The organism is uncultured Thiodictyon sp., from assembly GCF_903946935.1.
GTDB lineage: Bacteria > Pseudomonadota > Gammaproteobacteria > Chromatiales > Chromatiaceae > Thiodictyon.
In genome coordinates this window covers 15,549-30,562 of sequence record NZ_CAJAXH010000141.1, presented here as the reverse complement: position 1 = coordinate 30,562, position 15,014 = coordinate 15,549, and the positions used below count along the sequence as shown (strand labels likewise).

Below are 15,014 nucleotides of genomic sequence, written 5' to 3'. Positions count from 1 at the left end.
TTCATGACACTCAGCGACATCTCCATTTCGGCAAGACTCACCATTGCGACGACCGCCTTGGTCTTGCTCGTGTTTGTTCTCATCGCCGGCTCGGTATTGTTAAGCGTAAACGGGCTGTACCAAGAGCGTACCCAGGTCGGAGCGGCCGCGCATCCCGCGCCAAATAGCGAACTCGCCGCGCTCATCAAGCAAGGGCCGCCGGAATTTCAGGCCGCCGCCGATCGCTATTTGACTGCGCAGTTGGATGACATCCATGCCGTCAAGGCGAACCAGCGGCAGGTCGCCATGGCGCTGCTGGTGGCGGTGCTCCTGCTTGGCGCCCTGCTCACCGGTCTGGTGTTTTATATCACCCTGGTGCGGCTCGCCACGCGCTTTATCCTCAGACCGGCCGAGCGTGTCCGCGACGGTCTGAACCGGATTCGTGCCGCGCTCACCGGCATGGAGTTGCGTCGCGACTTTTCCGAACGCCTCGACCCCGGCGAGGAGGATGAGTTGGGCCAGACCGTGATGGCCTTCAATAAGGCACTCGACTTTCTGGAGCGGCAGAACGATCAGTTGAACGACTCCATCATCGAGATGTTGCAGATCAGCAGTGAGATCAGCCAGGCGCGCGACCTGACCCTGAAGCTGCCGGTCAAGGAGGACATCACCGGCCCACTGGGCGATGCCTTGAATCGGGTCACCTCCGAGAGTGCGCGCGTCCTGGTCCAAGTGCGTGAGATCGCCGAGCGGGTCGGCCAGGCCTCCGCCGAAGTACAGTCCCAAGGCCGGCAGGTGGTGGCGGTGGCCGATGCCGAACGCACACAGATCGAACAAACGGCCAACGAATTGGCGCAGACGGTCGAGGCCATCGACCACATGGGCGAACTGGCACAGTTTTGCAGCGATGCCGCCAACAAGGCGACCCAGTCCAACGACGAGGCCCTGGCTGCGGTCAAGGGCGCGGTGCAGGGCATGGGCAGCATTCGCACGTCCATTCAAGAGACCGGCAAGCGCATCAAGCGCCTGGGCGAGCGCTCTCAGGAAATCAGTGGCATCGTCGACATCATCAATAGCTTCTCGGAGCGCACGCACGTCTTGGCCATCAACGCCTCCATGCAGGCCGCGACCGCCGGTGAGGCCGGACGCGGTTTTGCCGTGGTCGCCCAAGAGGTGCAGCGACTGGCTGACAGTTCGCGCCAAGCGACCAATCAGATCGCGACCCTGATCCGCAATATTCAGGTCGAGACCCAGGACACCATGCAGACGGTGAATCAGGCGACCGAGGCCGTGGGCAATGAGTCCCGGGTCATCGAAGGCGCCGGCGATCGGATGCTCGCCACCCAGCAGACCACGGTCAACCTGGCCGAGGCGGTGCGACAAATCGATGCCAGTGCCCAGACCCAGGTCGCCGCCAACCGCACCCTGATGACCCGCGTCGATGCGATGCGCGCGAGTACGGTCGAGACCACCGACCAGATCGATCAGCAGGCGCAGGAGACCAATAGCCTGGTGGGCTACTCCAGGCAACTACTCGATTCGATCGGACTGTTCCGCCTGCCGCCGCCGGCCCGGACCAATGAACCGGGCCGGGCCTAGGCAAGGGACCAGACGATGAACCCGGGTGCTTTTGCCGAGCTCTTTGCCGCCGCCTTACCCGCGTTGCAAGAAGCCATCGAGTCAGCGGGAAACCCAGCGGCCGCTGCGGAGGAGCGGCTGACGGCGGCGAATGCATTCGCCGAATCGCTGGGCGATCTATGGCCGGCGGCCGAGGAACTAGGGCCACATATCACTGAGTTGCTGGCCACCCTCGATGGGCTGGTGAGCGGACTGCCACAACGCGAGGCGGGTAGCGACTCGGCCGGGGTGGCCGCACTCGAGGCGATGGCCTTGCTGGAGGCCCATCTCGCGGAGCCGCAAGACCAGGAGGTGGTCGATGCGCTCATCGAGCTGGCAAGCTCTGCGGCCTTCGATCCGCCGTTGAGCCCGGAGGCGTCCGTTCTGTGGCACGAGTGCGTCGCCGCGGGCGCCGCTGCGGCCGCGGTGGAGACGCCCCTCAGCGACGCTGCCGCCACGCCTGTGCCAGCGGAGCTTGAGCAGGCGGCAGCGGAAGCCGATGCCGACGCCGCTCATGAGGCGCTCATCGACACCCCGGCGGAGATCGCCGCGCCACACCAGCTCCCGTCCCGGCCAGTCGCCGCCGCCGACACCGCGGGACTCAGTGACGACGCGCTCGAACTCCTCGCCATCCTGGCCGCCGCCGTGGAGGACAACGCACAAGACTTTCTGCACCGCGTCGCCGATCTCGCCCAGGCCCGGCGGGCCGCCGATCGCATCGCCGCGGCCGCCGGGGGGCGGGAGATCCTGGAACGCTTCGCCGAGGCCTCGGCGGAGGTCGGTTTCGCCGGCTTTGCCACCCTGTGTGCCGGCCTTGGGGAGCAGATGGGTTTGCGCTCGCCCAAGAACCCCTGGCCCAAGTCGCTGATCGCGGATCTCAGTCAACTGCCCCAACGGATGCTCGACTATCTGGCCGATCCCTTGGTGCAGCCCGCGCGCGATGCCTTGGTCGCCGCCCTCGCCCATCCGCGCTGGCCCGAACCGCTGGCGAGCGAGCGTGCCGCGGAGCTCGCCCAGGCGCTCTATGACGATCCGCTCGCGCTTGAGGCCGAGGTCGGCCCGGCGCGGGTGGCCGCGGTGCAGGACGAGGACCTGTCATTGGCACCGGCAGAGGATATGGATAGTAGCGTGCTGGGGAGCTTCCGGCGCGAGGGACCGGATATGGCCCAGCGGCTGGCGAGTGTCATCCAAGTCATCCTCGGCGGCGGCGCCATCGAAGACGCCCTGCGTCAGGCCCAGCGCTATGCGCACACCTTGAAGGGTTCGGCCAATGTCTGCGGGGTACGCGGTGTCGCGTTCCTGGGCCATCACATGGAGGACCTGCTGGAGTTTCTGACCGAGCACGCATTGGCCCCCAGTCCGGCGCTCGGCGAGACCTTAGTCGGGGCGGCGGACGGACTCGCCGCGATGTTCGATGTCATCAACGGCCTGGAAGAACACGACCCTGAGGCCTTCCGGCCGATCGTGCAGTCGGTGCTGGACTGGGCCAACCGCATCGACCGGGAGGGCGCCGCGGCCTTGGAGTGGACCGAGCCGGTGGTCGATCGCCCCGCCGCGCCGGTCTCGGCGCCCGCTCCCGCGGTCGGGGCGGCGGAAACCTTGGTCACGTCCGCCGCCATGGTGGCCTCCGACACCCTGTCGGGCGCCCTGGAGTCCCCGGCCGCCCGGCCAACCGGGGGCGCGGTGCAAGACGCCGAAGACGCCTATCTGCAGGTCCCGGCGCAGGCCATCGTCAACCTGCTGCGGCTGGCGGGCGAGATGTCGCTGGCCCTGTCCCAATCGGCGGAGCAGATTCGGCTCGCCCAGCGCACCGTGCAGGAATCCGGAGAGATCGACCTGCGCAACCTGCTCCAGGTCAATGAGCTCGAAAAGCTGGTCGACCTGCGCGGGCTCGGCGGCCGGTCATCCGGCGCCGCCGCCGCATCCACCTACGATCCGCTGGAGTTAGACCAGTACGACGAGATGTATATCGCCGCACGGCGTCTCAATGAAGGGGTCAACGACGCACGCGACCTCGTGCAGTCCTTGAGTGGGACCATTGCCAGCATGGACGAGCTGACCCAGCAGCAGATCAAGTTGAGCCAGGAACTGCGGCAATTGACCATGGCCACCCGCCTGGTCCCGGTGAGTTCGGTCGTCGGGCGCCTGCAGCGGGCGGTGCGTCAAACCTGCCGAGCGACCGGCAAGGAGGGCGAACTCAAGGTCCTGGGCAATGAGGTCCAAGTCGATGGCGACGTGCTGGATAAGCTCATGCCGGCCCTCATGCACGTGGTACGTAACTCGGTCGATCACGGCATCGAACCGGCCGAGCAGCGTGCCGCCGCCGGGAAACCGGCCACTGGCGAACTCACGGTTGCGTTTCGCCAGTCCGGCGACCAGATCGAGGTGACCTTCAGCGACGATGGCGCCGGTCTGGACCTGGAGCGCGTCAAGGCCAAGGCGATCAGGCTGGGCCTGCTCGCGGCCGATGCCGCACCCACCCCCCAGGAACTGGCCTTGCTGACGCTGCGCCCCGGCTTCTCCACCCGCGAGCAAGCCACCCAGACCTCCGGGCGTGGGGTCGGTATGGACGTGGTCGCCAACACGGTCAGGGCACTCAATGGCTCGCTCGCGATCGAATCGCAGCGCGGCGCCGGCTATCGCCTACAGGCCCGCTTCCCGTCTTCGCTACAGACCATCTATTGCCTATTGATCCACTGCGACGGCGAGCCGCTGGCCATGCCGGCCAATGAGGTGCGATTCGCCGTGCTGGCCGACGAGGGCGAGATCACAGAGGGGACTGAGGGTTGGCAGTTCAGGCATGGGGAAGACAGCTATCCGCTGGTCCACATCAACAGCCTGCTTGGGCTGCCGGCGCGCACACCGGACGAGAAAGGCGCCGTGGTGCTGATCGCGGTGTCGGATAGCGGCGAGCAGGCGGTGATGGTCGACGAGTTGATCGACGGCCGCGAGCTGGTGGTGAAGAAACTGGGTGCCTTGGTGCCGCCCATCCCTGGTCTCTTGGCCGCCTCGATCCTCGGCGACGGCCGGGTCGTGCCCATCATCGAACTGCGTGCCATGATGCGCATCGCCGCCAGTGTCGATCTCTCGGCCCTCGCGGCGGCAGAAGAGTTGGAGGAGGTCAAGCTGCCGACCGTCCTGATCGTCGATGACTCGCTGTCCATGCGTCGCGTATTGGCACAACTCGTGACCGATGCCGGCTATCATGCGCTGACCGCGCGCGATGGGATGGACGCCATCCAGACGCTGAACCGCGAGCCGGCGGACGTCATGTTGGTCGACATGGAGATGCCGCAGATGAACGGCCTGGAGCTGACTGCCCACCTGCGCGCGCAGGCGCCAACGCGCACCCTGCCGATCGCCATGATCACCTCGCGTTCCACCGAGCGGCATCGGCGCGAGGCGATCACTGCCGGGGTGAATCGTTACTTCGTCAAGCCCTATCACGACGAAGAGGTACTGGATTTCATTCAACAGGCGCTGGAGCAGGTGGCGTAATGGTGCGCACCTGGTATGCCGCGCGCATTGCCGCCGATGAGCGACGCGCCGGATCGACAATTGGCTCAGATCGGAAACCGATAAGATGACGACGCTATTTAACCTGACCTATTACTCGTTCCTGACCTGCGGCATCGCCGCCCTGGCGGCGGTCATGTATTTCCTGACCCAGCTCCCGCAATTGACCGGACGGCTGCGTCTGCTGGCGCTGCTCAATGTCGGCATCTGCACGGTATCGAGCGTCCTGCATTTCTATTTCTTCACCCGCCTGCAACCGCTCACCGCCGGCACGGCGGGGGTTGCTGAGATGACATCGGCCATCAGTTCACTGCCGCTGGTGTTGCGCTACGTCTATTGGCTGGCAACCACCCTGGTGTTGATCAGCATGTTCCCCCTGCTGATGGGCCTGGAGCGGGTCGGTATGAACTTCCTGCGCAACCTCGCGCTGACCGACGTCGGGATGATCGTCACCGGCTATTTCGGTGAATACGCGACCCACGTCCATGTCGGCGACGGTCTGCCACTGTTCGCCCTGTTCTGGTTTACCGTCAGCGGCTTGCTGTTTGCCTATATGACCATCTCGATCTTCGAGATGCTGCGGCGACTCCCTGGCTCGGAAATGGTCCCCGTGCAACGCGATACGCTCGCCTACATGTTCTTCTTTTTCCTGATCGGCTGGTCGATCTTTCCGGCGGGATTCTTCTATGCGCTGGTCTTCGATCCCAGTGTCAGCGTGGTGCTGCGCGAGTTCACGGTGAATGTCGGCGACATCGTCAACAAGGTAATCTGGGGCATGCTGGTCGTCTATACCGCGGTGGAGATCGCCAAGGCCGAGCGCAACGCCGCGGCGTAATGGTCTCTACCCTCCGTTAGAACAAGCAGAAGGTAATGGAACAGGATTAACAGGATTTTTCAAGATTCACAGAATTTCTGAGATGAGGCAGAATGCCGAGCGGACATCCTGTTAATCCTGTCCATTTATTCGAACCGGCCCCGCGCCCTGATGGCATCGGGATTGTTGCCGCACTGCCCCTACTCTGTCACCAGCTCATCCCAGTCAAAGAGCAATTGCGGGCGAGGGGCATAAATCACCGTGCCCTGCGCATAGCCGACGCCGCTGGCCCACACCGGGGCGACCAGCGCGGCGGAATCGATGCCGCAGGCGATCACCTCCGCCTGATCGCGTCTCAGGCGTTGGACCAACTGATTGAATCGATCCGGCTTGAAGTCATAGACGACGCATGGCGCGAGCCTGACAAACGGCGGATGCAGTTCACTCACTAGGTCCAAGGCGCCCGGGGTGTAGTCCACACCCACCAGACAGACCTGAAGGCCGATCTTGCGCAACCCGGCGATGACTGAGCGGGCGCCCTCACGGTGTCGGAGCAGGTCCGGTAGGTAGAGGTCCAGAATTGGGCGCTGCTCGACCAGACCATTAGCCACCATCTGAGCACGCAGCCACGCCAAGGCACCATCCTCGAGCAGGCTCGGGAGGTGTTGGCGGACGAAGATCCGCAAGCTAGGCTGGGCCGCCCCTTGCTGGGTGAGGACCTCCAGCGCGTGGAGCATCGTCCAGCGATCGATCGCACCGATCCGTCCGGCGCGCTCGGCCACCGGCAGGAACTCCGCGGCCGGGATCCAGGTCTCATCCCCGGCGTCCAGTCTCAGCGTGACCTCCACGGGGCGCAGCCCTTGGGGTCCGATGGCGACGATGGGCTGGTAGAGGCACTGGAAACCATCGGCCGCGTCGGCATCGCTCAGTGCCCGCTCGATCAAGCCGGTCAGTCGGCGCTCTTGGACCTCATCCTGGGCGGCGGCTGGCCCATCGCCAGCGACAACGATGCGATTGCCGCCCCCGGCCGCCGCCTCGGCGCAGGCCAGCTCGGCCCGCTTGAGCAGGGTCACGACGTCGCCCGCGGCGGGTCCCAGGAGCGCGATCCCGGCGCTCACACTGATCGTCACCGGTTTCTCGCCCACCTGCAATGGTGAGTCTGCGATCGCGCACCGCAAGGTCTCAGCCGCCTCGGTGAGGACTTGGGCCCCAGCGCACCTGAGCAACAGTGCATGACGATAGTCATCCAAACGCACGGCCAGCCCCGCTTGACCCAGACGCCCGCCGATCAGACCACCGATATGATCCGCCGCCAGGTCGGCCACCCCGATACCACAGCGTGCGTTGAGTTGGCCCACCCCATCCAGGGCGACGACCAGGAGGGCGTTACCGGGCTGCGCGCTGGCGGGGTCGGCCAGCGCGCGCGCCACGGCGCGCATGAAATAGCGACGGCTGGCCAGACCGGTCTCCGAGTCCAGCCGGTCTGCCACTGCCCCGGGCTCGCCGATGGCGGGCATGGAGGCGATCCGCCGGGTCACGGCCTCGACCAAGAACTCCGCTCGCAGCGCCGTCGCGCCGTCGCGCGCGGCGCCCGGAACCTGGGGTTCGCGGGGTTGGCGGCGATGGTCAACGGCGCAAGCAAGGATGGGCACGAGCCGAACACCATCCGGCCCGCGGGACACCGCCGCCAATTCCAAGCCGCTAGTCGCGGCAATCGGGACTGGAGTCAGGATCAGATCGGGCCGAAATGACTCCATCGTTGTCGACAGCTCGCGCGGCTCGGTGAGTGTCTGCACCAGGCAACCCGCACTCTTGAGCAGGTGTTCAGTCAGTAGCGCCTGCATTGCGCTGTCATGCATGACGATGACCCGGGGCGCACCAGGTTCGCCTGGCGCCGCTTGGCTGGTGTCTGAATCGCCGTTCATCGCACCTCGCCCGAAGCGGCCGAAGCGCTCTGCAGGGCACATTGCAACGCTTCAAGGTCCACCAGGCCCGCCGGGCGACCCAGCACGCGTAGCTCGACCTGGATGAAGCTGGGGTCGACCGCCGCCGGATCGCCCGTCGCGGCGCTGAGGGTCTCCGGGGTGACCCGCTCCAGGCGCGGCATCCCTGGGCTCTCGATGGCGAAAAACGGCGTAGCAGGGCCGGCCGTCGGGGCAAAACAGACGGCCGCATAGCGCCCCCCGGCGGCCGCTGCGAGGGCGGTCGGGCGTACCAAGGGGAGCCGCAGGCCACGCCAGGCCAGATAGCCGCACAACCACGGCGGCGCCTGCGACCCCGGCGGCTCCAGGGGCTGGGCGCGCACAATCTCGGCCACCGCGGAGGCGGGCAGCAGCAGGTCCCAGGGGTCCGGATCGCCCGACACCGGCAGGAGTAAGACCCGCAGCCCTTGCGCATGCTGGCTCATGAGCGCTGCTCCGCGAGCAGGGAGCCGATCTCGTCGAGCAGTTCGGACTCGCGGTAGGGCTTGCCGAGGAAGCGGTTGACACCGAGCCCCAGTGCATGGTCGCGGTGCTTCTCACCGGTGCGTGAGGTAATCATGATGATCGGCAGGTCATGCAGCCGCTCCGAGCGGCGGATCAGACGCGTCAGTTCATAGCCGTCCATGCGCGGCATCTCAATGTCCAACAGCATGAGATCGGGCACCCGATCATCCAGCATGGTGAGTGCCTCGACGCCATCCTTGGCAGTGATAACCTCGATATTCTGACTGCGCAGCATGCGGGTAGTGACCCGGCGCACGGTCAGGGAGTCGTCCACCACCATGACACAGAGCTCCGACTCAGGTCCCGACCCCACGTCCGCCGTCACCGCCGCACGCGCGGAGCGCTGCGCATGGATAGCGCCGGAGCGCAGCAGGGCGAGTATATCCAGGATCAAGGCGACCCGGCCATCCGCCAGGATGGTGCCGCCCGCGAGCCAGCGCAGCGCGGCCAACTTGGCGCCCAGTGGCTTGACCAGGACACGCGCACTCTCGATCAGGGTATCCACCTGCAGGGCGACCCGCAGATCGCCGACCCGCACCAACAGCAGCGGCAGCCAACGCGACTCGCCCAGGTTGGGTGGCACACCGGGGTCCAGCAGACCGGCCACCGAGGCGACCCGGTAGGTCTCGCCGCGATAGTCGAAGTCCCGCCCGTCATCCTGGTAGATCGCCGTGAGGTCCTCTCGACTGATCCGCGCCACCGCCTCGACCGCGGCATAGGGCACGGCGTACACGTTAGTTCCAACACCCACCAAAAGGGCCTTCAAGATGGCCAGGGTTAGGGGCAGCCGGATGCTGAAGCTGGTCCCGCGCCCAGGGGACGAGGCGAGGTCGATGGTCCCGTTGGCCGCCTTGATCTCGGAGGCGACCACGTCCAATCCCACCCCCCGACCCGAGATCTGGGTCACCTGTCCGTGGGTGGTAAAGCCGGGTTCGAAGACGAACTGCATCAGGGCCGCGTCCGCCAAGGTCACCTGCGGGTCCAGCAAACCGCGCGCCACCGCCTGGCTGCGAATCGCCGCCAGATCGAGACCGGCGCCATCGTCGGCGAGCTTGATCACCACATCGTTGCCCTCCCGGCTCAGTTCCAGGGTCACCTGGCCGATGGCGGGCTTGCCGGCCGCAGTGCGCAACGCCGCCGACTCCAAACCGTGGTCGACGGCATTGCGCAGCAGGTGCTCCAGGGGCGCGGCCAGGCGGTCGAGGATCGCGCGGTCGAGTTCCACCTCGGGTCCGATCACCTCCAGCCGGGCCGACTTGCCCAAGCTGTCGGCGGTCTGGCGTACCAGGCGATGCAGGCGTGGAACGACCTGGACGAAGGGCACCATGCGGGTGCGCAATAACCCGTCCTGCAGGTCGTCGGCAAGACGCGCCTGCTGCGTCAGCAAGTCAGTGGACTCGCGCTGGTAGCCGCCCAAGACATCCCGCAGGCTCACCAGGTCATTGACGGTCTCCGCCAGGCTGCGGGAGAGCTGCTGGAGGGTCGAGAAGCGGTCCATCTCCAGCGGATCGAAGACTGGACCCTCCGCCTCGGATGCCTCCTCACGCTCGAAGCGAAAGAGGATTTGGGTCTCGGTCTCGATCTCCAGCTGACGTAACTGCTCACGCAAACGCGTCACGGTCTGGTCCAATTCACCGAGACTGAAACCCAGCATACTGTTGCGCTGGGTGAGGCGGGCGCGGTAGAGGCCGATCTCACCGGCATTATCGACCAGCCGGTTGAGGAGGTCGGACGGCACCCGGATCTGCGATACGGCCGCAACCGCCCCGACGGCCCGGCGGGCTGCGCCGTGGCTGTCGGCGGCGCTCGACCCGGGCTCCGGCTCGGGCTCCGGCTCGGCGGCATGGTGCAGGACCGCCAGGTCAGGGGCGTCCACCGCCACGGCAGCGGGCGTCGGCACCGCGGTCAAGGCCTCCGCCAAGGCCGTAGAAGGAGGGATCGGCGCCTGTTTCTCCAGCGCATCGAACTGGAGCGAAAGCCGATCGACGGCTTGCTGGGCCAGCTCCAGGGCGGTGTCGTCGACCTGCCCCGGGGCGGCCGCGATGGCGGTGAGCCGGGTCTCCAAGGCATGGCTCAAGTCGCCGATCGCGTGCAGGCCGGTGAGCCGCGCGCCACCCTTGAGTGTATGCAGTAGCCGGTTGATACTGTCCAGAATGCCGAGTTCCTGGGGGGCTAACTGCCAAGCGCGGAACTTGGTATCGAGCCCATCGAGCAGCTCCCGCGCCTCCTCCATGAACATGCTGACCAGCTCCGGATCATCCGGATAGGCATCAAGGTCCGGGTCCGGCTGTTGCGGCGCCGCCAGGTCAGGCATCAGGTCAACAGCCGCGGCCGACCCGGTGGCCGGGGCAAACGCGGCAGCCCAGGCGTCCTGCGGTAACTCATCCACTTCCACGACACCAGCATCCACCTGCTGCACGAACGACCACTCGGGGACATCCAATGAAGCGCGTGTGCCGTCAATACCGGCCACCGCCCCGGTCCCCAACGGCATCTCAGCGCCGACCTCCGGCGCAAGCACCGGCGCATCCGCCCGCTCGGTGAGGATCGGCTCGTCGAGCGCAAATGTCACCACCGGCTCCGGCAGCGCTTCGGCTTCCAACAGCACCGACTCAGCCACGTCGGCCGAGCTCGGCACCTCGCCTAACCCCGGGGCCAGCATCGCGGCGTCGGCCGCCGCGGCCGGCTCCGCGGCGGCGGCGAACGCAGCCGCCCAGGCATCCTGCGTTGACTCATCCACTTCCACGACACCGGCGTCCACCTGCTGCGCGAACGACCACTCCGGGACGTCCAATGGCGTGTGTGTACCGTCAAGACCGGCCGACGCACCTGTCCCGAGCGGCATTTCAACGGACTCCAGCCGGTCGTCGAACGCCAACTCGGCGTCGCTCACCCCCAGCGACTCATCCAACGCGTCCACGGCGACCAGGCCGGGCGCATGCGGCGGTGGCGCCGGGTCCGGGGCAGCGGGCAAACCCAACGCCGCGTTGGCCACGGTGTCCTCGACTGGGGCAAGGTCGGCATCCGCGGCGCGCGCCGGCGCGAGCGGCTTCTCCGCGGGCGACGCGGGCAGTTCGGGCAGGTCCTCCACGGACAGCGCCAACTCAGGGGCGTCGAGTACACCCGCGGCGAGCGCCGTCGCAAACGGTTCCTCGGCGGGCAACGCGGGCAGCTCCGGCAGGTCCTCCACGGACAGCGCCAACTCAGGGGCGTCGAGTACACCCGCGGCGAGCGCCGTCGCAAACGGTTCCTCAGCGGGCAACGCGGGCAGCTCCGGCAGGTCATCCATGGACAGTGCCAGCTCAGGGGCGTCGAGTACACCCGCGGCGAGCGGCAGCGCGAGCGGCTCCTCCGCGGGCAGCGCGGGCAGTTCCGGCAGGTCATCCACGGACAGTGCCAGCTCAAGGGCGTCAAGCGCAGCCGCATCCTGTACCGGCGCGAGCGACTGCTCAACCGGCAGCGCCGGCAACTCCGGCAGTTCCGGCAGTTCCGGCAGATCATCCACGGACAGCGCCAGATCAGGGGCGTCAAGCGCACCCGCGGCGAGCGCCGTCGCAAACGGATCCCCAGCGGGCAACTCAGGCAGTTCCGGCAGTTCCGGCAGGTTATCCACGGACAGCGCCAGATCGGGGGCGTCGCGGACACCCGCAGCGAACACCGGCGCGAGCGGCCGATCAGCGGACACCGGTGTCAGTTCCGCCTGCACCTCGCGCGTCGCTGCCACTTCTTGGTCGGCGGCGGGGACCGCCACGACGCCCTCAACGAGCGGCTGCGTGGACTGCGACGACAGTGGCGCGTTGGGCGGCGACTCCGTCACCGTGAGGCCCGGCGCCGCAGCGGGCGCCTTAGCCGCGCCGGTGAACGCGGTCAGGTCCGCGGCCAGGACCACCAGATCAGCGGCGGCGGCGCCGGCCGACGGGAACTCGGCGACACGCCCCGCCATACTGTCCACGGCACGCTCAAGCAGGGCGAGGAGTTGGGCGGTGAGGCTCGATGAAGTGGCTTCCAGCGTCCGGAACTGCCGTTCCAATGATTTGGCCACGTCGGCGATGGAGTCGACGCCCGCCATACGGGCGCTCCCACTGAGCGTATGCAACGCGCGGATGGTGTCCTCGTCGGGGACCGCATGGCCCGCCTGCGCCCGGGCCAGAAAGGAACGCACAGTGTCCAGGTGCTCTAAGGTTTCCTCGCGGAAAATCTCCAGCAACTCATCATCGGCCGCGAACATGCTGCCGTGATCCGTCAGACGCGGTGCCGTGCTCGCCCCGGCGTCCTGCGGCATCGGCTTACCGGACGCGGGGAGCGAAGGTTCAGCCGCGGCCGCCGCGCCGGCGTGCGACTCGAACCACTGGGGTTCGTCCGGCCGCCGCTGCGGGTCCGCCCCCAACGGCCGGCCAGGTGACTCCGAGCGGGGGCTAACCGGGACGGCTAACAACCGGACGGTGGCCGCCGCGCCGCCTGAGGAACGGCCAAACTGCGCCGCACGCGCGAGAAGAGCGGCGATATCCAGGGGCCGTCGCTGGGCCTCCGCCGCGATCAGGTCCGGCAGCTGCTCGACCAGCTCGGACAGATAGGCCACGAGGCCGGCATCCGGCACGAGGGACAGTTCGAGCAATTGGCTGAACAGACCCTCGGCGACCTGGGCGAGGTCCCCAACGCGAGCGGCACCCACCATCCGACCGCTGCCCTTGAGGGTATGAAAGCTGCGCCGCAGCGTGGTGAGTGCGACCTCATCGGCTGGGTTGGATCGCCAACGCCCAAACTGCTCGCCGATCGTCGCTGTCTCTTCCTGCGCCTCTTCGAGAAAAATCTCAAGAAATTCTGGTGAGATACCGCCGGACGAATCGGCCTCCGCGCTGGTCGGCGCGCTGGCAGACGGGGCCGACCCGGCGTCATCCCGCGGCGCTCCTGGCGCTGGAGCGGGGACGGCACGGGGCGCCGGGATGACTTGCACAGCGTCGTTGAGCCGTCCTTCGAGTGCGTTCACCGCGTCCCCGACCTGCCGGAGCAGGTCCTCATCCGCACTCTGGCCTTCCTTGACTTGCTCAATGTAGAGTTCCAGCGCGACGATGGCATCCGCCAGCAACTCGAACTCCCCCCCCTGCGGCCAGCGATCCGCTGCCAGGTAACAACGCCGCACCAGGCCCGCGATGGCCTCGGCGACCTGCCCGGCCGGGGCGTTGCCGAGCATATGCAGCGCCCCAGCCACGCTCGAGAGGCGGTCTGGGACCTGCCGGAAGGTTTCAGGACGTGTACCCGGGGATTGGCAATCGAGGATCGCCTCTTTGACATGCCCCAACTCGGCGCGCGCCTCCCGTAGGGTGGCCGTCTGCAACTCGGCGCGATAGGGACCGGCGTCGCCGACGTCACCCAGCGAAGACTCGCGGCGCTCCGCGTAACTCTGCATGACGGACTCGATCCCGAGCAACTCGGACGCCAGCGGCTCCAGACCCAGCACGTCCTCGGCCGCATCGGCCATGGCCAATGCACCGAAACCATCCGCCAACAGGCGCAGGCGTTCGGGCAAGCGGCCCGCATCGGCGACATCCAGGGTGCGCGCCAGGTTATGCAGACCAGCGCCAATCTCGGCCAGTGGGGTGCGATCGGCGCGTCCACCGCGCACGAACAGTTCCAACCGTCCCTTCAGCGCGACGAGTTCGCCCAACATGGCCAGCGCGAGTCCCACCAGTGCCGCGGACGCCCCCTCGGGAGGCGCCGGCGGCGCCTCGACCCGACCGTAGCGTGACGCAAGTTCAGCCACCACAGGTGACTTAGCCGCCGTCTTCGCCATTGCGTCCAAAAACGCATCGATCAACTGGTGGACGTCCACGCCAGGCCACTGAGGGGGAGCGGCCGCGAGCGGCTTGAACACCCGATCCAGCCGGCCTACCAAGGCCTGAGCAGGGGTCTCGGCGGCGATTTCACCGCCCTGTAGGGCCGCCGCATAGGCCTCGGCCAACGCGAACAAATCGGCCAAGGGGCCATCCTTCAGGTGCCGGTGCAGCTGAGAGAACAGACGCGCGAGCTTCGCCAACCCGGCGGGGCTGGTCGCGGGGCGATACCATTCGACCAGGGCGCGGTGAAAGTGTGGCCGCACCTTGCGAAATGCGGCGTTGAGCGGCTCCAGGTCCGCCGCCGCCGCCGCCGCCTCTGCCTCCTCGGCGAGGACCGCGTCGGCACCCAACCACTGCGCCGCGGACAGAGGCGCCGCGGCCCGGGCATCCCGCAGGTCATTGATGGTCGGCAACAGGCTCAAGGGCGGGAGCACGGCACCCGCATCCAAGCGGTCCAAATGGTTGGGGAGTTGAATCAAGGCCACCATCATGGCCTCGGTCGCCGTCTGGGGGCTATGCACCGCCCGCTCGGCCATCGCATCGCACAGCTGCTGCATCTCCTCGAGCAGGCTTGCCGGGGCGGTGAGCTCCAATGCGAGCAGCACGCCGCGTACCTCGAACAGGGCCTCGGCCGCATCGCCCAGGGCCGCCGGTTCCCCGGCCTGCCCATAGGCGTCCATCAGATCGGTGACCCGGCGCAGGGTCGCGGCGATCTCGCCCTTGACCCATCTCAGACCACCACCAACCTTGTCTACCATGGGATAAGGC

General features: G+C 67.2%; 6 protein-coding genes. 3 read left to right on the top strand and 3 right to left on the bottom strand.

Annotation, left to right across the window (positions count from 1 at the left end; translation table 11 throughout):
- Positions 1-3 precede the first annotated feature (3 nt).
- The 3 genes from QZX93_RS12485 to QZX93_RS12475 all read left to right on the top strand — a co-directional run bounded on the left by QZX93_RS12485 (position 4) and on the right by QZX93_RS12475 (position 5,947).
- Positions 4-1,578 carry a methyl-accepting chemotaxis protein gene (locus tag QZX93_RS12485; RefSeq protein ID WP_295388081.1) on the top strand — a complete coding sequence of 525 codons (1,575 nt, stop codon included), beginning with the start codon at positions 4-6 and terminating at the stop codon, positions 1,576-1,578.
- Between the two features lie 15 nt (positions 1,579-1,593).
- The gene (locus QZX93_RS12480) at positions 1,594-5,094 is read left to right on the top strand and encodes a response regulator (protein ID WP_295388079.1); all 3,501 of its coding nucleotides are present in this window, start codon (positions 1,594-1,596) and stop codon (positions 5,092-5,094) included.
- Between the two features lie 85 nt (positions 5,095-5,179).
- Positions 5,180-5,947 (top strand): bacteriorhodopsin, encoded by a 768-nt coding sequence (locus QZX93_RS12475; protein WP_295388078.1) that lies wholly within the window; start codon positions 5,180-5,182, stop codon positions 5,945-5,947.
- A gap of 179 nt (positions 5,948-6,126) precedes the next feature.
- Here the strand turns inward: QZX93_RS12475 and QZX93_RS12470 are convergent, their stop codons facing one another.
- Genes QZX93_RS12470 through QZX93_RS12460 form a run of 3 tightly spaced genes read right to left on the bottom strand, consistent with a single transcriptional unit; the run spans position 6,127 to position 15,004 of the window.
- A complete protein-coding gene (locus tag QZX93_RS12470) occupies positions 6,127-7,851 on the bottom strand; it encodes an EAL domain-containing protein (RefSeq protein ID WP_295388076.1) in 1,725 nt (574 codons plus the stop codon).
- The gene (locus tag QZX93_RS12465; RefSeq protein WP_295388074.1) at positions 7,848-8,333 is read right to left on the bottom strand and encodes a chemotaxis protein CheW; all 486 of its coding nucleotides are present in this window, start codon (positions 8,331-8,333) and stop codon (positions 7,848-7,850) included. The genes QZX93_RS12470 and QZX93_RS12465 overlap by 4 nt, the downstream gene beginning before the upstream one ends.
- Positions 8,330-15,004: an Hpt domain-containing protein gene (locus tag QZX93_RS12460; RefSeq protein ID WP_295388072.1), complete on the bottom strand. Its 6,675-nt coding sequence runs from the start codon at positions 15,002-15,004 to the stop codon at positions 8,330-8,332. The genes QZX93_RS12465 and QZX93_RS12460 overlap by 4 nt, the downstream gene beginning before the upstream one ends.
- Between the last annotated feature and the right edge of the window lie 10 nt (positions 15,005-15,014).